Below are 19503 nucleotides of genomic sequence, written 5' to 3'. Positions count from 1 at the left end.
AGCGGTCAGGCCGGAGCCGCGGCCAGGGAGGCGCCGTCGACGAGCGTGCAGCGGAGGAGCTGCTGCTCCCGTCGCGCGGGGTCGCCCTCGATGAGGATCTGCACCGCGCGGCGGCCCATGTCGCGCCGGGGCAGCTCGAAGCCGGCCTGCCAGCCGGTGCGGTCGGCCGATCCGGATAGCGACACCAGCGACAGGTCGCCCGGCACCGCCACCCCCTCGGCCTCGGCGGCCTCCTGCAGGAGGACGAACTGCTCCTCCTGCTCGGCGAGGACGACCGTGACGCCCTCGGCGGCGATCCGGCGGATCCACTCCCGCGGCGACGCCTCCGGCCCCGGGACGAGGTGGAGGAAGCCGTCGCCGAGCTCGGCCCGCGCGCCGGCCATGCGGTCGGTGTACGACTCGACGCCCTCGCCGTGGCCGGCGTAGGCGAAGCGGGTGTGGCCGAGGGCGCGCGCGCAGGAGATCAGCTCGCGGACGATCGACGCGTAGTCGGCGGCCACGTAGGGCACGGGCCCGCCGGCGTCGTCGCGGCGGCCGATGCTGACGAAGGAGAAGCCGCTCGCGTTGAGGAACTCGAGCTCCTCGCGGGGCATGCGCTGCCCGAGGAGGATGCAGGAGTCGGCCAGGCGCAGCCGGGTGGTGCCGCCGCTGAGGCCGCCGCGACGGCCGCCGACGCGACCGCTGGTCAGCAGGAGGAGGTCGATGTCGCGGTTCTGCGCCTCCTCCTCGATGCCGGCGAGGAACGGATGGAAGAAGTCCTCGCGATCGAGCGGGAACAGGCTCTCGTAGGTGTAGACGCCGATCATGCCGGTGCCGACCTGCTTGAGGCGGCGCGCGATGGGGTCGGCGACGTACCCCGTCTCCTGGATCGCCTTGAGGATCCGCGCCCGCGTCGCCTCCGGGACCCGGGCGAGCTGCTCGCCCTTGTCGTTGAGCACGAACGACACCGTCGTCTGGCTGACTCCCGCGAGACGCGCGATGTCCTTCTGCGTGATCCGCGGCACCCGGACACCCCCGCTTCATCCTGGTAATAGGTATTACTTCTTGACCTCAGGCTACCGATGACGAAGGATCGCCGTACGCCCATCCGGGGCGAGAGAGGGCGGAACGTCGACGATGATGAATCCCGCAGACCCAGACAACCAGACCACGGCCTCCCCGAGGCCCGATCGGCAGCACAAGCCCGATCAGCAGCCCGAGCACGATCCGCAGCGCAGGCCCGACAACTCGCGCCGCCTCTTCCTCGCCGGGGGCGCCGCCGCCCTCGCCGGCGCGGCAGGAGCCGTCGGCGCCGCCACTCCGGCCGCCGCCGCGCCCCCGGCCGACGCTCCCGGGCAGAAGAAGCGCCTGAGCGTCACCGAGGGGCCGATCTCGCCGCTCGACAAGGAGTTCCGCTGGGACGACCGCGCCGGCGCCGACAACACCCGCGCGGTGCAGGCGGCCATCGACAAGGCGATGACCGCTCCGGGCGGCGAGGTGTCGCTGCCCGCCGGCGAGATCCGGGTGACGGGCCTCGCGGTCGACTACCGCGGCTACCCGGTGCAGCCCGAGAACGGGCCGCCCTACGGCTACGCCGGGCCGAAGATCGTCGGCGCCGGCATGCGCCAGACGAGGATCGTCCAGATCGAGGGCTCGACCCGCGACATCTTCACCGTCTCCGGCCAGACGGGCGACGCGGCCGGTCCCGCCAACAACAACAAGGCCACCGGCGTCGTCCTCGCCGACTTCGAGATGACGGGCACGCCCTCCGGCGGCCACGGGATGTCGCTGCGCTCGCTGGTCAACTGCGAGTTCCGCAACCTGTGGATCCAGAAGACCGGCAAGTCGGGCATCTTCCGCGAGCGCGCCACCTTCGTGTCGGGCGTCGACGACGAGTACTCGTACGCCAACTCCTGGAACAAGATCAAGATCGTCGCCCCCGCCGGCTGGGGCGTGGAGGACTCGGGCAAGGCCTCCATCGGCGGCTCGATGACCAACGTCGAGGCGATCAGCCCCGGCCTCGGCGGCTTCCTCCTCGCGCCGACGAACATGACGCTGCTCGACTGCCAGGCCATCGGCGGCACGGTCGGCCTCCGGTCGATCCGCAACGAGAACCGGCGCTCGGTCAACTCCGGCCTGACCCTGATCAACTTCCGCTCGGAGGGCTCCCGCGACGGCTGGGAGGTGCTGATCGAGGCCGGCACGAGCCACATGATCGTGAACCCGAACTTCTTCCCGACCTCGGGCGCGAACTGCCTCGGCGTCGGCCTGACGAACGGCGGAGCGGACTTCGAGGTGCGCAACCTCACCGTCCTCGGCGGCTTCTACGGGCTCAGCCTCGGCCGCTTCCCGCAGCAGAAGGCGATCGTGCTGGGCAGCGACTCCTCGCAGACGCGCCTCGTGAACCCGTTCATCGAGCGCGGCGCCGCGGGAGTGGACGAGGGCTCGCTGATCGTCGACGACGGACGCCTGACCTCGTTCGAGCTCGGCCGCGGCCGGGTGGAGCGCGCGGCCGGCTACACCACGGTCGCCCGCGCCCCCGAGACCATCCCGACCCCTCCGGCCGGACAGGTCAACGAGGGCTGGGAGCGCTCCGGCGACACCTGGCGGAAGGTGGCCGTCTTCCCCGACGGGCACCGCGTCGTCATCGCCTCCTGACCCCGGGCGGCGGCGCCCTCCGCGCCGCCGCCCTCCCCCACTGCACACGGAACGAGCACCAGAACGCATGCATGACGACAGCACCCGCATCGAAGCCCGCATCGCCCGCTTCCGCGCCGAGAGCCTCCGGCCGGCGATCCACCGGGCGGTCGAGCCGCTCGGGATCGAGTCGTGGACCGCTCCGGGCGAGCCGGTCCCCTTCGACCAGGCGCGGGCCGCGTCCTACGCGCCCGCCCGCATCGGGGAGCCGTGGGGCGCCCCCTGGGGCACCGTGTGGTTCCACGTGCGCGGCGAGATCCCCGCCTCCTGGGTCGGCGTCGACGGCTGCGAGCCCGAGCTCGTCGTCGACCTCGGCTACACCGGCGCCCAGTCCGGCTTCGAGGCGGAGGGGCTCGTCTTCACCGCGACCGGCACGGTCGTGAAGGCCGTCGAGCCGTTCAACCAGTCGGTCCCGCTCGACCGGCTGCCCGGCCGCGAGGCGGGCGACCGCACGGTCGAGCTCTACATCGAGGCCGCCGCCAACCCGAACATCACCGGCGACTGGTCCTTCACCCCCACGGCGCTCGGCGGCCGCCCCGCCGACGGCGCCCTGCCGTCCGACCCGCTCTACCGCCTCCGCCGTCTCGAGCTCGGACTGCTCGACCGGGAGGTCTGGGAGCTGGAGCAGGACATGGCCGTGCTCGTCGGGCTGATCGGGCAGCTGCCCGAGTCCTCCCAGCGCCGCGCCGAGATCGTGCGCGCCCTCGACCGCGCCGTCGACGTCCTCGATCCGGACGACGTGTCCGGCACCGCCGCCGCCGGCCGGGAGGCGCTGCGGACCGTCCTCGAGCGCCCCGCCTCGGCCAGCGCGCACCACCTGCACGCCGTCGGCCACGCCCACATCGACTCCGCCTGGCTCTGGCCCGCCCGCGAGACCGCCCGTAAGGTGGCCCGCACCTTCTCCAACGTCTGCGACCTGATCGAGCGCGAGGAGGGCTTCTTCTTCGCCGCCTCCTCCGCGCAGCAGTACGCGTGGCTGAAGCGCGACCACCCGGAGCTGTTCGAGCGCGTCCGCGGCCACGTGCTCGCGGGCCGCTTCGTGCCGGTCGGCGGCATGTGGGTCGAGTCGGACACGAACATGCCCGGCGGCGAGGCGCTCGTGCGCCAGCTGCTCGAGGGCAAGCGCTTCTTCCTCGACGAGTTCGGGATCGACACCGAGGAGGTCTGGCTCCCGGACTCCTTCGGCTACTCCGCCGCGCTGCCGCAGATCATCGCCGGAGCGGGCGGGCGCTGGTTCCTCACGCAGAAGATCTCGTGGAACGAGACCAACACGATGCCCCACCACACCTTCTGGTGGGAGGGCATCGACGGCACCCGCGTGTTCACGCACTTCCCGCCCGTCGACCTCTACAACTCCGACCTCTCCGGCGAGGACCTCGCCCGCGCCGAGCGCCAGTACGCCGAGAAGGGCAGCGGCACCATGTCGCTCGTGCCCTTCGGCTACGGCGACGGCGGAGGAGGCCCCAACCGCGAGATGATCGCGGCCGCCCGCCGCACGCGCAGCCTCGAGGGCTCGCCGACCGTCGAGCTGTCCACACCCCGCCGCTTCTTCGAGGAGGCGCAGGCCGAGTACCCGGACGCGCCCACCTGGTCGGGCGAGCTCTACCTCGAGTTCCACCGCGGCACTTACACGTCGCAGGCGCGCACCAAGCAGGGCAACCGCCGCAGCGAGCACCTGCTCCGCGAGATCGAGCTGTGGGCGACCACGGCCCTCGTCCGCGCCGGGGTCCCGTACCCGGCCGACGAGCTGCGTGAGATGTGGCGGACGGTCCTCCTGCAGCAGTTCCACGACATCCTGCCCGGCACCTCCATCGCCTGGGTGCACCGCGAGGCGGAGGAGAACTACGCCCGCATCGCGCAGCGGATCGAGGAGATGATCGCCGAGACCGTCCGGGCCCTCGCCGGCGAGGGCTCCGCGGAGCTGCTGGTGAACTCCTCCCCCTTCGCCGTCGGGGGCGTGCCGGCGCTCGGCGCGGCCGCGGCCGACCCCGCCGCGGAGCACTCGGCCCCGACGCTCCGCTCCGACGGCGACGCCCACGTCCTCGACAACGGGCTCGTCCGGGTGCGGATCGGCGCCTCCGGGCTCCTCGAGTCGGTCGTGGACCTCGCGAGCGGCCGGGAGGTCGTGCCCGCCGGCGCCGCCGCGGGGCTCCTCCAGCTCCACCGCGACACCCCGAACAAGTGGGACGCCTGGGACCTCGACGACAACTACCGCCGCACGGTGGAGGACCTCGTCGGCGTCGACTCGGTCCGCGCCGGCACCGTGAGCGACCCGCTCGGCCGCGAGGTGCCGGCGGTCGTGATCACCCGCTCGTTCGGCGGCTCCACGGTCGTGCAGACCGTCTCGCTGCAGATCGGCCGGGCGGCCGTCGACCTCGACCTCGACATCGACTGGCACGAGCGCCGCAAGCTGCTCAAGCTCGCCTTCCCGCTCGACCTGCTCTCGGACCGGGCGACGTCAGAGATCCAGTTCGGCCACGTGCACCGCCCGACCCACGTGAACACGACGTGGGACGCCGCCCGCTTCGAGACCGTCGCGCACCGCTGGGTGCACGTCGGCGAGCCGGGCTTCGGCGTCGCGGTCGTCAACGACTCCACCTACGGGCACGACATCACCCGCGACCGCGCCGCGGCCGGCACCCCGACGACCACGGTCCGGCTCTCGCTCCTGCGCGCGCCGCTGTTCCCCGACCCGGACGCCGACCAGGGCCGCCACCGCCTCGCCGTCTCGCTCGTGGTCGGCGCCGAGCTGCCCGACGCCGTCGAGGCCGGCTACGCGCTGAACACCCCGGTCCGCAGGCTCACCGGCGCCGCGCCCGTCGCTCCCCTGGTGTCGATCGACGACCCCTCGGTGATCGTCGAGGCCGTGAAGGCGGCGGACGACGGGAGCGGCGACGTGATCGTGCGGCTCTACGAGTCGCTCGGCCGCCGCGCCACAGCGACCCTCCGCGCCGCTTTCGCCGTCCGGGCGGTCACCCGCACCGACCTGATGGAGCGCCCGACCGAGCAGGTCCGCATCGAGAGCTCCGTCGAGGCGGATTCGGCCGACGTGCGCCTCGAGCTGCGTCCGTTCGAGATCGCGACGGTGCGCCTGGCGCGCTGAGCGCGAGGGGACGAGGGGCGGGAGCAGGCCGGGTCGGCTTGCTCCTGCCCCTGCGTCATGTGGTCTGCTCGATGCACACCGTCCCGATCGGAGAGGCCCCCCATGCAGTCGTTCCCCGCCCCGCCCCGCCAGGTGCAGATCGGCGACGCCGCCGCGTTCGCCGGCGTCACTCCGCGGGCGATCCGCCACTACCACCGGCTCGGCCTGCTCCCCGAGCGCGAGCGGGGCGGAGACGGCCGCAGGCGCTACGGCTACGACGACATCATCCGGCTGCTCTGGATCCGCCGCCTGGCCGACGCCGGGGTCGCGCTCGAGGACATCCGGGACGCCTTCGCCGTCGCAGCCCCGGCCGGCGCCGAGGACAGCGCCGACCGCGAGGACGAGGTCGCGGGCGTCCTCGCGCGACTGGACGCCGCGCTCGCCGCGCAGGAGGAGGAGCTGCAGCGGAAGCGGGCCTCGGTCCGGCGCATGCGGACCCTCGGCGGCCGGCTGGGGCTGCTCGACGACATCGTCTCGCGCCGCCTCGAGGGCGCACCCGAGGGCTCGCTGCGCCAGGCCGACCTCGACACCCTGCTGGTCACCGAGCGGATGTTCGGCCCGCTGGGCGCCGTCTCCCAGGCCGGCCGCTTCGTCGTCCTCGCCGCCGATCCGGCGCTGCGGGCGGAGGCCGACCGCGTCGACGCCGCCGAGGAGGCCCTCGACGACACGGTCGCCGAGGACGACCCCCGGGTGGAGCAGGTGGCGCAGGAGCGGCACGCCTTCGAGGCCCGGCTGATGCGCGTCGTCGAGGAGTCCGGTCAGCTCGAGGAGGACGAGGCGATCTTCGACGCGTGGGACGAGGCGCACCCGCCCGAGGACCCCGCGCCGGCCCCCGATCCCGCACAGGGCTCCCGCGCCCGGAGCGCCGGCGAGATCATCCGGAGCCTGCCCTACGACGTCTCGCCGGCCCGCCTGCGCGCCATGGACCTGGCGATGCGGCTCGGGATGGAGGAGGCGCCGACGTCCTGAGACGCGGGGTCACGCCCGTCCGGTCACAGGACCTCTCGCAGCACCTCCAGCGCCCGCTCGCGGTCGCCGACCCCGCCGCCCTCGTGCCCGCTGTACGGCCACACGTCGATCGACGTCTCGCCGCCGGAGACGTTGTGGGAGGCGAAGACCGTCGAGGGCGGGCAGATCGGGTCCATCAGGCCGACCGAGCGGTGCACCCGGCAGCCCAGGCGCCGGGAGAAGTGGACGCCGTCGACGTAGGAGAGGGTCCGCTCGACGGCGTCGAGGTCCTCGGGGCGGGTCGCCAGGTAGCGGGCGATCTCCACGTAGGGCGCCTCGTTCGTGATGGTCGTCGCGCGCAGGACGTCGGAGAGGAAGGGCACCAGGGCGATCGCCGCGCGCACCCGGGGGCGCAGCGCCGCCGCGGCGGTCGCGAGCGCTCCGCCCTGGCTGCCGCCGAAGACCGACACGCGGTCCGGGTCCAGCCCGGGGAGCACCTCCACGGCGTCGACGGCGAGCGCCGCGTCCGCGATCATGCGCCGGTAGTAGTACGTCTCGGGCGACTCGATGCCGCGGGTCGTGACCCCGGGGTACGCGGGTCCGCTGCCGTGGGGGTCGGGGGTGGCTCCGGAGCGGGCGAGGCGTCCGGCTCCCTGGCCTCGCGCGTCGACGACCAGGTGCGCGTACCCGGCGGCGGCGATCCAGAGGTGCTCGATCGGACGGCCCCGTCCGCTGCCGTACCCGGGGTACTCGATCACCACGGGGAGCGGGGCGCCCGGGTCCGCTGCGGGGGTCACCAGCCAGGCGGCGATCGGCTCGCCCGCGAAGCCGGGGAACCGCACGTCCCGCACCCGCACCAGCGGGAGGCCCGCGTCGACCGGCACGGCGCTGACGCCGGGGCCGCCCTCCCGCCCGAGCGCGAGGGTGGCCCGCCAGAAGGCGTCGAAGTCGTCGGGCTCCGCGACCTCCGCACGGAACTCGCCGAGGGCGGCGAGGGGGCGATCCGTGAACACCGGGTCAGCCTTTCAGACCGGAGTGCGCGAGCCCTTCCACGAACTGCCGCTGAGCGAGGAGGAACACGGCCAGCACGGGCACGACCGTCATCGTCGCCGCGGCGAGCTGCACGTCCCACATCTCCCCGCCGTAGGCGTCGGTGAAGCGGGTGAGCGCCTGGGGCAGGGTGAAGAGCTCGGGTGAGGTCAGGTAGACCGTCGGCTCGAGGTACATGTTCCAGGACCCGAGGAAGGTCAGGATCGCGACGGCCGACAGCGCGGGCTTGGACAGCGGCAGGAAGATGCGCCGCCAGATCCCGAAGCGGCCGAGGCCGTCCAGGCGCGCGGCCTCCTCGAGCTCGCCGGGCATCGCGATGAAGTACTGCCGCATGATGAACGTGCCCAGCACCGCCGGCGCTCCGACCATCGGCACCAGCAGCAGCGGCACGTGGGTGTCGATGAAGCCGAGCTGCCGGAAGATCTGGAACAGCGGGATGATCGTCACCTCCGTCGGCACCAGCAGGCCGGTCAGGACGACGAGGAACACCGCGTTGCGTCCCGGGAACGGGATCCGGGCGAAGGCGTAGCCGGCCAGGCTCGAGACCAGCAGCGTCACCACGGTGACCGTGACCGCGATGTAGAGGCTGTTCCAGTACTGGAGCGCGAACGGCTGGAACCGGAACGCCTCGGCGTAGCCCGCCAGGCTCGGCGAGTCCGGCAGCAGGGTCGGCGGGTTCGAGAAGATCTCGTTCACCGGCTTGAACGACGAGGCGATCATCCAGAACGTCGGCACCGCGAACGGCAGCACGAGCAGGATCAGCGTCACGACGAGCAGGGCGGTCATGAGCGGGCTGCGGCCGCGGCGGCGCTTGACGGGCGGCTCCGGGACGGCTTCGAGGCGTGGCGTGAGCGGGGTCCCCTGCTCGACGACGGCGTCAGTTCTCATAGAAGACCCATTTCCTGCGCAGCTGCCACTGCACGACCGTGAGGATCAGGACGAAGAGGAGCAGCATCAGCGAGAGCGTCGCGCCGTAGCCGATGTCGCTGAACTCGAAGGCCTGTTGGAACACGTAGTAGACGAGCACTGTCGTCGACAGCTCCGGCCCGCCCTCGGTCAGGACGGCGACCTGCGCGAACGCCTGCAGCGAGCCGACGATCGTGAGGATGGCGGTGAGGAGCAGGGTGGGCGAGATGAGCGGGAGCGTGATCCGGAAGAAGATCGCGCGGGGGCTCGCGCCGTCCAGGCGGGCCGCCTCGTAGAGGTCGCCCGGCACTCCCTGCAGCGCGGCGAGGAAGAGCACCATGTTGACGCCGACGCTGCGGATGACCTGCGTGACGATGACGCTCGCCATCGCGGTGGGTCCCTCCTGGAGCCAGTTCGGCCCGTCGAGGCCGACCAGCGAGAGCAGGCCGTTGATCGCGCCGTTGTCCTGGAGGAGGAAGCCCCAGACGAGGGTCCAGGCGACCACCGAGATGACGACGGGCGAGAAGAAGAGCGTGCGGAACAGGGCGCCGCCCGGGATCCTCCGGTTGAGCAGCACGGCCAGGCCCAGCCCGAGGGCGAGGTTCAGGACGACCACTCCCCCGGAGAAGACCGCGGTCGTGCCGAGCACCGCGCCGATGCTCGGGTCGTTGATCGCCCGCTCGTAGTTCTCGCCGCCCACGAAGGTCATGGAGCCGGTGAAGACGTTCCACTCGTTGAGGCTGAACCAGACCGCGAGCCCGACGGGCAGCAGCACGAACACGATCACACCGAGCAGCTGGGGCGCGATGAAGAGCCAGCCGGCGAGCGCGTCGCGGCGCCGGAGGTTCCAGTAGGCGCCGGCGGGAGCGGATCGGCGGCTGTCCGTCGAGGTCGCGGTCACGGGATCACTTCCCCTGGAGGACGGGCGCGATGGCGTCGCAGACGCCTCCGAGCACCTCGGCGACGTCGGCGTCGGCCGACCACATGCGGTCCAGCGCCGTCTTGCCGACCGAGGTGATCTCGGCGGGGCTCGTCACCGGAGGGGTGGCGGACACGTCGGCGAGCTCGTCGACCACGACGCGGTCGAGCTGCTCGGCGCTGAGGCGGGTGTTGACCTTCGCCAGCTCCTCACCGGACAGCAGCGACTCGCGGGGCGGCGGGAAGAACTGCGCGAGCTTGGCGGAGTTCTCCGGGTTGGTCATGAACGAGAGGAAGCCGGTCGCCTCCTCCACGTGGTCGCCGCCTGCGAGCGCGGCCATGCCGGCCTGGCCGATGTTGCCGTACTCGCCGGCGGGGCCGACGGGCAGCGGGTAGATCTCGAACGGGAACGAGCCGTCGAGCAGGCTCGCGCGCGAGACCTGCGCGGTCGTGAACGCGGCGTCGCCGGCGAAGAAGTCCGCCGTCACGCCGGGTCCGGGGGTCGCGCCGCTGACGTAGACCGAGTCGTGGAAGAACTGGAACGCCTCCACCATCTCGGGCGAGTCCATCGTGCACTGGGTCCCGTCGTCGCTCCACGGCTGGGCTCCCCAGCCCGCCCACAGGTTCGCGAGGCTCAGCCAGCCCGAGAAGTCGAAGTCGCGGATGATGTATCCGGCCTTGCCGGTCGACTCGTTGACGGCCGCGCCGATGCGGTCGACGTCCTCCCAGCTGAGCGTCGCGGGGTCGACGGTCTGCCCGGCCTGCGCGATGAGGTCCTGGTTCACGTACAGCGCGAACGGCGAGTTGGAGAACGGGTACGCGTAGAGCTCGCCGTCCTGGCTGAACGACTGCGCCACGCTGGGCAGGATGTCGTCGTACTCGTAGCCCTCGGTCCCCTCGAAGGTCTCGGTCAGTGGAGCGAGCGCTCCGGCGTCGATCAGGTCCTTCGCGATGTCGCCCACCCAGGCGAGGTCGGGGGCGTTGCCGCCCGCGGCCTGCGTGGTCAGGGTCGAGTTGTAGTCCGCGAACGGGAGGGACTCGAAGGTCACGGACTCGATCTCGGGGTGGTCGGCGATGTACTCGTCGGCCATCGAGTCGAACAGGGCGAGCTGCTTCTCGTCGGAGGTCCAGACGGACATCCTCAGAGCGACGGGTGCTGAGTCGTCCCCGCCGCCGGCGGCGCCGCAGCCCGAGAGGGCGGCGATCACTCCGACTGCGGCGAGCGAGGCCATCAGCTTCTTCGCTGGTCTCATCGTCTCTCTTTCTCCAATGGTCTTCTCGGTGTTCCCGGTCAGTACCCGACGACGTCGGGCCAGTGGGTCTCTACGCCGCGCGACTCGAGCCTCGCCTGCAGGCGGGCGACGAGGGCGGGGTCGGCGGCGATCTCGTGGGGCGACAGGTCCTCGGCGAGGGCGAGGGCCGCCAGCTCGCCGACGGCCTCGCCGATGTTCCACTCCACGGGGTGGAGGCGGTACGCGCCGTTGGTGATGTGCGTCGTCCCGATGTTCTTGCCCCCGGGCAGCAGGTTCGTCGGGGTGCGCGGCACGAGGGCGCCGAGCGGGATCTCGAACGGCGAGCACTCCACGTCGAGGTAGTTGTCGCCTCCGGTGGTCGGGTGCAGGTCGATCCGGTACATGCCCACGCCGACGGAGTCGTCGAAGCGCGCGGGGCTCCCCGTCCCGCGGGCGGCGACGGAGACGTCCTGCTCGCGCACCGTGGTGAGCGCGCGGATCCGGCGGGACTCGCGGATGTAGGGGGCCTGCGCGAGGCCGTCGGCGGTGCCCATCACGTCGCCGCGGAGCCGGAGCCCGGGCCAGCCGCGGCCGCCGTCGGGCCGGGGCGCCTCGGTCTGGAGCCAGTAGAAGTACGACAGCGAGAGCGCGCGGGCGCCGGCGAGGTGCTTCTCCGGCTCCGGCACGTCGAGGATCGAGCTGTCGAGGTAGTCGAGCATCGGCCAGTTCGCGAGCACGATGTCGCTGTCGAGCGCGCCCGGTCGGAGGGTCTCGGTCGCGAGGATCCGGCGGAACATCCAGAGGTCGGTGTCCCCGCCCTGCGCGCGCTGGTCCGCGGTGCGGGTGTCGCCCACGGCGTTCACGTGCATCGTGCGGGTCTCGGGGCGCAGCGTCCTCGGGTTCGGCGCGGTGAAGGAGAGGAGCTTCCCGCCCCAGAACGGCACCTCGTACTCGTGCCAGTAGTCGTAGTCGGCCGGGCGCTCGATGGTGTGGTCGCCGTCCGCGCTGTCGAAGCCGAAGCACCAGGTGACGGCCTGCACGTTCATCGGGTCGGCGACGGCGGGAGCGCTGGGCTCGCCGTGCTCGTCGCGCGACTCGGAGCCCGTGACGTAGTCGACCTCCGCGAGGGGGAGCAGCTCCCCCGTCTCGGTCGCGTCGACCACGTAGCGTCCGGAGACGGCGAGCTCCTCGCCCGAGACCGCGTCGCGCAGCAGGACGCGCTCGATCCGGCCCGGGCCGCCGTCGACGGCGAAGGGGACGACGCCGGTGACGACGCGGATCGCTCCGCTCGAGCGGTAGGGGGCGAGCATCTCGTCGAGCACGGCGACGGCGACGCGGGGCTCGGCGCAGAGCCTGCTCACGAGTCCGCGACCGGGGTTCAGGCGGTCGTCGCGCATCGCCTCGGCGGTGAGGGGGTAGTTGCGGCGGTAGTAGCCGCGGATGCCGTCCCGGAGGCGCCGGTAGTCGGCGGTGACGCCGAACTGCTCGACCCAGGTGTGCTCGTCCGGCGGGACGCCCTGCGAGGTGAGCTGGCCGCCCAGCCACGGGTACTGCTCGGTCAGCACGACCGTGAGGCCGTTGCGGGCGAGGGCGATCGCCGCCGCTACTCCTCCGAGGCCGCCGCCGATCACGGCGACATCTGCTTGCATCGGGGTCACGCGTCCGCCTCGTCCTCGTCGACAGTCTGGGTTATCGGCCTACTACCCGTGGGTAATACGTATTGCCGATTGATTAGACCGTAACGCACGAGTGTCCGGTTGGCAACGGTCTCCGCCGTTCCGAGCGACGCCGCGGCGACCCGCGGGCGTCCTCAGCCGGGAGTGGGCCGGATGTCAGGGCTCGGTGGCATGCTCGACCCCGAGCGCGGCCGGCGGGCGGCGGCGCGGAGCGGAGCAGCATGATCGGGTTGGATCTCACCGGGCGCACGGCCCTCGTCACGGGGTCGGGGCAGGGCATCGGGCTGGCCATCGCGACGACGCTCGCGGAGGCGGGCGCCGAGGTGATCGTGAACGCCCGCTCCGAGCGGTCGATCCGCCGGGCGATCGAGGCGGTCGGCGCGGCGGTGCCGGAGGCGCGGGTGCGCGGAGTCGCGGCCGACGTGTCGACGGAGAAGGGCACGGCCTCCCTCCTGCGCGCGGCCGCCGACGTGGACGTGCTCGTCAACAACCTCGGGATCTTCGGCTCCGCCGATGCGCTCTCCATCGACGACGACGAGTGGCGCCGCTACTTCGAGGTCAACGTGCTCACCGGCGTGCGCCTCACCCGTGCCTACCTCCCCGGGATGATGGAGCGCGAGTGGGGTCGCGTCCTCTACATCGGCAGCGACTCCGCCGTCGTCACGCCCGCCGAGATGATCCACTACGGAGTGTCGAAGACCGCGCTGCTGGGCGTCTCGCGAGGCTTCGCCAAGGCCGCCGCCGGCACCGGGGTGACGGTGAACAGCGTGCTCGCCGGGCCGACCCACACGGGCGGCGTCGAGGACTTCGTCTACGAGCTGGTCGACCGCGAGCTCCCGTGGGAGGAGGCGCAGCGCGAGTTCATGCGCCTGCACCGGCCGCAGTCGCTGCTGAAGCGCCTCATCGAGCCGGAGGAGATCGCCCACATGGTGGCGTACCTCGCCTCCCCGCTCGCCTCGGCCACCACGGGCGCCGCCGTGCGCGTCGACGGCGGCTACATCGACTCGATCGTGCCGTAGCGCGCGCTCCCGGGGCTTCCCGGGGCGCCGGCCGTCAGCGCGGAGGGGCGACCGAGCCGCCGGGGCGCCACGGGCCGCCGATGCGCTCCTGGAGGAGCGGTGCCGCGGGGTCGGCGAGGCGGGCGAGCAGCGCTTCCACTCCGCGGCGGCCGAGCTCGCGGCCGGGCGCGACGAGCAGGTCGAGCGCCGGGTCGGCCAGGTCGGCGACGTCGGGGTCGGAGGCGAGCAGGACGATCGAGAGGTCCTCGGGCACGCGCAGCCCGCGGTGCCGCACCTCGTGCGCGAACCCGACGGCGGCGCCCCCGTTGACGATCACCACGGCGGTCGCGGAGGCGGGGTCGAACGAGCGGGCGAGGGTGCGGCCGCCGGCGGGCGACTCCTCGCAGCGCAGCAGCACGCCCTCGACGCCGCGGGCCGCGCAGGCGAGTGCGAACGCCTCCTGGGTGCGCGCGTAGGGGCCGAAGTCGGCCGCGGCGTCGCGGTCCGGGCCGAGCACGAGCGCCACCCGCGCGTGCCCCAGGCCGGCGAGCCGGCCGAGCGCCTCCTCGACCATCCCCTCGAAGTCGATGTCGACCCAGTCGAGGGCGGACGGGTCGCGGGTGCGCCCGATGAGGGCGAAGGGCGTGCCGGAGTCCCGAAGGACCGGCACGCGCTCGTCCTCGCTGGTGACCTGCATCAGCACGACGCCGTCGATCAGGCCGTCGGCGCGCAGGTCGGCGAGGCGGTCGGAGCCGCCGACCGTCGGCCACAGGACGATCGAGTGGTCCTGCTCCGCCGCGGCCTCGGCGGCTCCGAGCAGGAACGAGGTGGCGGTGTTGAGCGGCCGGCTCGACACGAGCGGATAGACGACCGCGACGATCCCGGAGCGGCGCCGCGCGAGAGCGCGGGCCAGGGCGTGCGGCCGGAAGCCGAGCTCGCGCATCGCCGCCCGCACCCGCTCGCGGGTCTCGGGCGAGACGGGCTTGGTGTCGTTGACCACGAACGAGACCGTCGCGATCGAGACCCCCGCGAGGCGCGCGACGTCCCTCATCGTGGCCACCGCGCCTCCTCCGCTCGCGCCGCCCGGCCGTGGTTGACGTGGGGCGGACGTCTCCCGCATCCTAGGAGACGCGGCCGGTAAAGCGGTTAACCCCGTGTCGGGCCGCCCACTGCCGCACCGTCTCCACCGTCGAAGAAGGAACACCGTGACCACACCCTCCTCCCCCGTCCGCGTCCTCGTCTGGGGCGAGAACCGCCATGAGCAGATCGAGGAGAAGGTCCGCGCGATCTACCCCGACGGCATGCACAGCACGATCGCCGACGGCATCCGCGAGAACCTCGGCGAGCGCGCCACCGTCTCCACCACCACGCTCGACGAGCCCGAGCACGGCCTCACCGAGGACGTCCTCGACGCCACCGACGTGCTCGTCTGGTGGGGCCACATGGCCCACGGCGACGTCTCCGACGAGATCGTCGAGCGCGTCCAGCGCCACGTCCTCTCGGGCATGGGCCTCGTCGTCCTGCACTCCGGGCACTGGTCGAAGATCTTCGGCAAGCTCATGGGCACCACCTGCACGCTGCGCTGGCGCTCGGAGCAGGACCGCGAGCTGGTCTGGACCGTCGACCCCACGCACCCCATCGCCCAGGGGATCCCGCACCCCTTCCTGATCCCGCAGCAGGAGATGTACGGCGAGTTCTTCGACGTGCCGGCGCCCGACGAGCTCGTGTTCCTCTCGACCTTCACGGGCGGCGAGGTCTTCCGCTCCGGCATGACCTGGAAGCGCGGCCACGGGCGCATCTTCTTCTTCTCCCCCGGCGACCAGGACTACCCCGTCTACCACCAGGCCGAGGTGCGCCGCGTGATCGCGAACGGCGTCGAGTGGGTGCGCTCCTCGCGCCCCGAGCGCCGCCTCCCGGTGCTGCAGCGCTACGAGACCGAGGACTTCCACAACGGCCAGGACTACGAGGGAGCGCTCGTCCGATGACGGTCCGCCTCGTCCAGGTCGGCGCCGGCGCGATGGGCCGCGCCTGGATCCGCACCATCCGCGACTCCTCGGACGCCGAGCTCGTCGGCCTGGTCGACCTCGACGTCGACCTCGCCACGGCTGCCGCGGACGAGGAGGGGGTCGGCCCGGTCGCGGTCGGCACCTCCGTCGCCGAGGTCGCCGCGCGCTCCGGCGCCGACGCCGTGGTCAACGTGACCGTGCCGCGGGCGCACCTGCCCGTCAGCTCGGAGGCGTTGTTCGCCGGGCTGCCCGTGCTCTCCGAGAAGCCGATCGCGCCGACCATCGCCGAGGCGCTGGTGCTCGCGGCGACGGCCGAGGCCTCGGGCCGGCTCCTGATGACCAGCCAGTCGCGCCGCTACTACGCGGCGATCACCGCCTTCCGCGAGCAGATCGCCGGGCTCGGGCAGCTGGGCACCGCCTCCGTGCACTTCGCGAAGGCGCCCCGCTTCGGCGGCTTCCGCGACGAGATGGACCACGTGCTCCTGGTCGACATGGCGATCCACGCCTTCGACGCGGCGCGGTACCTGCTCGACAGCGACCCGGTCGCGGTCTACTGCGAGGAGTACAACCCGGGCTGGAGCTGGTACGCCGACGGAGCCGCGGCGAGCGCCGTGTTCGAGTTCGCCGGCGGAGTGCGCTTCAGCTACACCGGCAGCTGGTGCGCCGACGGCCTCGAGACCTCGTGGAACGGCGACTGGCGCGTGAACGGGGCCGGCGGCACCGCGCACTGGGACGGCGACGGCGCTCCGGAGTGGCAGTCGCGCGAGTCGGAGCCGGTGCGGACCGCCGCGCTCGAGCCCGTGCCCGAGGAGATCGCGGGCTCGCTCGCGGAGTTCGTGCGAGTGCTGGGCTCGGGGGCGGTCCCCTCGGGCGAGGTGCACTCGAACGTGCGGAGCCTCGCGATGGTGGAGGCGGCGGTCCGCTCCTCCGAGACGGGCGCGCGGGTGCGGCTCGACGACGTGCTGGAGGAGGGGTACGCGGAGGCGCTGACGCTCGCGCGCGACGAGCGCGTCCGCGCGGCCCTCGGCTCCTGGGGCTCGGCCGCGGAGGGCCTCGCGCGCTGACCACGCCGCCTGGCGGATCTCGAGGCGTCCGTGCGGCGGACTGCGGCACGCGGCGTCTCGAGCCCCCCGCCCGGTCGCGGCTCCGCCACCGCGCGTTCGCCGGGCGGACACCTGCGGGCGGCGGGGCGTTCACCGGGGGCGGCCAGCGTGGGCGGGTTCCTTCGAAGCCGCTCAGGAGACCCGTGTCCTCTCGTCACACCCGCACCCGCACCCGCACCGCCGCCCTCGCCCTCGCCGTCACCCTCGCCGGCTGCACCCTCGGAGCCGCGGCCCTGCCCGCCTCCGCCGCGGGCGACTCCTTCTTCACCCGCATCGCCACGGCGCCGGCCTACCTCAACGCGGCCGACCCGTCCGCCGACTCCGCCGTCGCCGAGATCTCGAGCGCGTCGCCCGACGGCCGCCTGGTCTACTCGACGGACTCCGCCGGGCAGCGCATCGACGTCCTCGACATCTCGGACCCCGACGCCCCCGAGCCGCGCGGCGGCGTCGGCGTGGGCGGCGAGCCGACGTCGGTCTACGCGACCGGCGAGTACCTCCTCGCGGTGGTCGACACGAGCGACGGCGACTTCGCGAACCCCTCCGGCCACGTCAGCGTGCTGCACGCCGACGACCTCGCGCCCGTCGCGAGCATCGAGCTCGGCGGCCAGCCCGACTCCATCGACGTCACCACCGACGGCTCGACCGCGGTCATCGCGATCGAGAACCAGCGCGACGAGGACCTCGCCCCCGAGGGCGGCGAGGAGGGCGACCTCCCGCAGGCGCCCGCCGGGGAGCTCGTGGTGATGGACCTCGCGGGCGACCCCTCCGCCTGGGTGCCGGAGCACGTCGACCTCACCGGTCTCGCCGGCCTCGACACCCCGTCGGACCCGGAGCCCGAGTACGTCTCGATCAACCCCGCCGACACGGCCGTCGCCGTGACGCTGCAGGAGAACAACGCCGTCGCGATCGTCGACCTGGCCACCCGCTCCGTCACCGTCTCGTACACCGCGGGCACCGCCTCCGTCAGCGGCATCGACACGCTCGACGACGACTCGATCTCGCTGACCGGCTCGATCACCGATGTCCCGCGCGAGCCCGACGCGATCGGCTGGGTCGGCGACGACCACGTCGCGATCGCGAACGAGGGCGACTGGAAGGGCGGCACGCGCGGCTGGTCGATCCTCGACGCCGCGACCGGTGCCGTGCAGTGGGACGCCGGGAACTCGTTCGACCACCTCGCGGTGCGCCTCGGGCTCTACCCGGACAAGCGCTCCGACGCGAAGGGCTCCGAGCCCGAGGGCCTGCTCTCGGCCACCTTCGACGGCGTCCCCTACGTGTTCGTCGGCGCCGAGCGGGCCAACTTCGTGGCCGTCTACGACGTGTCGGAGCCGACCGCACCGCGCTTCGTGCAGGCGCTGCCGTCGACGCCCGGCCCGGAGGGGCTGCTCGCCCTGCCCGAGCGCGACCTGCTGGTCGTCTCGAGCGAGACCGACGACGCCGAGGCCGCCGTCCGCGCGAGCGTGCAGCTCTACGCGCTCGGCGCCTCCGCCCCTGCATTCCCGACCGTGCTGTCGGCCGACGTCGGCGGATCGCCGCTGCCCTGGGGCGCGCTCTCGGGCCTCTCGACCGATCCGGCGGCGCCCGACCGCCTGTACGCGGTGAGCGACAGCGCCTACGCGCCGAGCACCCTCCACTCGATCGACACCTCCGTCTCGCCGGCGCTGCTCGACACGACGCTCACGGTGACCGAGGGCGGCGAGCCCGCCGCTCTGGATCTGGAGGGGATCGCCGCCCGCGTCGACGGCGGCTTCTGGGCCGTGACGGAGGGCGGGACAGGCGACGGCAACGCGCTCCTGCGGCTCGACGCGCACGCCGCGGTGACCGAGCGGATCGCCCTGCCCGCGGAGCTCGCCTCAGCGCTGGGCAAGCAGGGCTTCGAGGGCGTGACCGTCGAGGACGGCGCCGCCGGTGAGATCGTCTGGACGGCGCTGCAGCGCGAGGCCTCGATCGACGCCGACGGAGTGGTCCGGATCGGGCGCTACGACGTCGCCGCCGACAGCTGGAGCTTCTTCGGCTACCCGCTGGAGGCCGTGTCCGGGGCGGACGGCGACTGGAACGGGCTCTCGGAGATCACGCTGACCCCCGCGGGCACGCTCGCGGTGATCGAGCGCGACAAGCTCAACGGGCCGGACGCCGCGCTGAAGGCCGTGTACACGGTGCCGCTGCCGACGGAGGCGGGCGCGGCGGTCGGCGAGACGCTGCCGATGCTCGAGAAGACCCTCGCGGTCGACGTGCTGCCCGCGCTGCAGGCCGGGAACGGCTGGACCCAGGAGAAGCTCGAGGGCCTCGGGATCACCGGCTCCGGCGAGGTGCTCGCGGTGACCGACAACGACGGCGTGGACGACGCGAACGGCGAGACGGTGCTCGCGTCGCTCGGCTCCGCGGAGTCCGTGTTCGGGACGGGGACGGTACCGACTCCGGGACCGACTGTCGAGCCGACGGTGGCGCCGACGGCTGAGCCGACCACGGCGCCGACCGCGCAGCCCACGGTCGCGCCGACGGCTGAGCCGACCGCGCAGCCCACCGCACAGCCCACGGCCGAGCCGACCCGCACGCCGGCTCCTGCTCCGGCCGGCGCCGTTCCTCCGCGGACCGGCTCGGGACTCGCGAGCACCGGCGTCGAGACGGGCTGGACCGCCGCGGCGGCTCTCGCCCTGCTCGCCGGTGGAGCGCTCGCGCTCGGAGTGACGCGCCGCCGCCGCGACGCGCGCTGACGGACGCCGACGGCCCGGGGGACAGTGTCCTCCGGGCCGTCGGCGTTCCCGCCGCGAGCGGGGCGGGTGGGGCGAGTGGTCGGCTCAGCCGTCGGCGCGACCGTGGGCTGCGCGGTCGGCGCCGTGGTCGGCTC

At 73.2% G+C, this 19503-nt stretch carries 14 protein-coding genes; 7 read left to right on the top strand and 7 right to left on the bottom strand.

The annotated features are described in order from the left end of the window. Positions 1-5 precede the first annotated feature (5 nt). Complete coding sequence (locus tag C5C82_RS09285) at positions 6-1004, bottom strand: LacI family DNA-binding transcriptional regulator (protein ID WP_104227154.1); 999 nt, start codon at positions 1002-1004, stop codon at positions 6-8. Between the two features lie 112 nt (positions 1005-1116). Between C5C82_RS09285 and C5C82_RS09280 the strand changes: the two genes are divergently transcribed. The 3 genes from C5C82_RS09280 (at position 1117) to C5C82_RS09270 (ending at position 6787) form a co-directional block, all read left to right on the top strand. Next, positions 1117-2637 carry a hypothetical protein gene (locus tag C5C82_RS09280; protein WP_104234018.1) on the top strand — a complete coding sequence of 507 codons (1521 nt, stop codon included), beginning with the start codon at positions 1117-1119 and terminating at the stop codon, positions 2635-2637. 67 nt (positions 2638-2704) lie between these two features. Further along, positions 2705-5779 carry a glycoside hydrolase family 38 C-terminal domain-containing protein gene (locus tag C5C82_RS09275; RefSeq protein ID WP_104354951.1) on the top strand — a complete coding sequence of 1025 codons (3075 nt, stop codon included), beginning with the start codon at positions 2705-2707 and terminating at the stop codon, positions 5777-5779. A gap of 102 nt (positions 5780-5881) precedes the next feature. Next, complete coding sequence (locus C5C82_RS09270; protein WP_219814831.1) at positions 5882-6787, top strand: MerR family transcriptional regulator; 906 nt, start codon at positions 5882-5884, stop codon at positions 6785-6787. 23 nt (positions 6788-6810) lie between these two features. On the opposite strand, the gene C5C82_RS09265 is transcribed toward C5C82_RS09270, so the two are convergent. The 5 genes from C5C82_RS09265 to C5C82_RS09245 are packed head-to-tail and all read right to left on the bottom strand — an operon-like array spanning position 6811 to position 12521. Beyond that, positions 6811-7779, bottom strand: coding sequence for an acetylxylan esterase (locus C5C82_RS09265; RefSeq protein ID WP_104354949.1), 969 nt, complete (start codon positions 7777-7779; stop codon positions 6811-6813). A 4-nt stretch (positions 7780-7783) separates the two neighbouring features. Next, positions 7784-8704 (bottom strand): carbohydrate ABC transporter permease, encoded by a 921-nt coding sequence (locus tag C5C82_RS09260; protein ID WP_244229554.1) that lies wholly within the window; start codon positions 8702-8704, stop codon positions 7784-7786. Beyond that, on the bottom strand, positions 8694-9623 hold the full coding sequence (locus C5C82_RS09255; protein WP_104234014.1) for a carbohydrate ABC transporter permease: 930 nt from the start codon (positions 9621-9623) through the stop codon (positions 8694-8696). The genes C5C82_RS09260 and C5C82_RS09255 overlap by 11 nt, the downstream gene beginning before the upstream one ends. Positions 9624-9627: 4 nt before the next feature. Further along, entirely contained in the window at positions 9628-10893 is a 1266-nt protein-coding gene (locus C5C82_RS09250) for a sugar ABC transporter substrate-binding protein (protein ID WP_104224315.1), read from the bottom strand. A 38-nt stretch (positions 10894-10931) separates the two neighbouring features. After that, entirely contained in the window at positions 10932-12521 is a 1590-nt protein-coding gene (locus C5C82_RS09245) for an FAD-dependent oxidoreductase (RefSeq protein WP_104258031.1), read from the bottom strand. A 251-nt stretch (positions 12522-12772) separates the two neighbouring features. On the opposite strand from C5C82_RS09245, the gene C5C82_RS09240 reads away from it, so the two are divergent. Beyond that, entirely contained in the window at positions 12773-13567 is a 795-nt protein-coding gene (locus C5C82_RS09240; protein WP_104238803.1) for an SDR family NAD(P)-dependent oxidoreductase, read from the top strand. A 34-nt stretch (positions 13568-13601) separates the two neighbouring features. Here C5C82_RS09240 and C5C82_RS09235 read toward each other — a convergent pair whose 3' ends face one another. After that, positions 13602-14597, bottom strand: a complete 996-nt coding sequence (locus C5C82_RS09235) for a LacI family DNA-binding transcriptional regulator (protein ID WP_258059511.1) — start codon at positions 14595-14597, stop codon at positions 13602-13604. A gap of 154 nt (positions 14598-14751) precedes the next feature. Between C5C82_RS09235 and C5C82_RS09230 the strand changes: the two genes are divergently transcribed. The 3 genes from C5C82_RS09230 to C5C82_RS18185 all read left to right on the top strand — a co-directional run bounded on the left by C5C82_RS09230 (position 14752) and on the right by C5C82_RS18185 (position 19369). Then, a complete protein-coding gene (locus C5C82_RS09230) occupies positions 14752-15531 on the top strand; it encodes a ThuA domain-containing protein (protein WP_104224317.1) in 780 nt (259 codons plus the stop codon). Beyond that, the gene (locus C5C82_RS09225; RefSeq protein WP_104354948.1) at positions 15528-16616 is read left to right on the top strand and encodes a Gfo/Idh/MocA family protein; all 1089 of its coding nucleotides are present in this window, start codon (positions 15528-15530) and stop codon (positions 16614-16616) included. The genes C5C82_RS09230 and C5C82_RS09225 overlap by 4 nt, the downstream gene beginning before the upstream one ends. Positions 16617-16798: 182 nt before the next feature. Further along, on the top strand, positions 16799-19369 hold the full coding sequence (locus C5C82_RS18185; RefSeq protein ID WP_308471855.1) for an esterase-like activity of phytase family protein: 2571 nt from the start codon (positions 16799-16801) through the stop codon (positions 19367-19369). Positions 19370-19503 lie beyond the last annotated feature (134 nt).

Origin of the sequence: Rathayibacter sp. AY1D5 (assembly GCF_002932515.1) — a bacterium.
Classification (GTDB): domain Bacteria; phylum Actinomycetota; class Actinomycetes; order Actinomycetales; family Microbacteriaceae; genus Rathayibacter.
The sequence above is the reverse complement of the archived record's forward strand: the minus strand, read 5'-3'. Positions and strand labels throughout refer to the sequence as shown.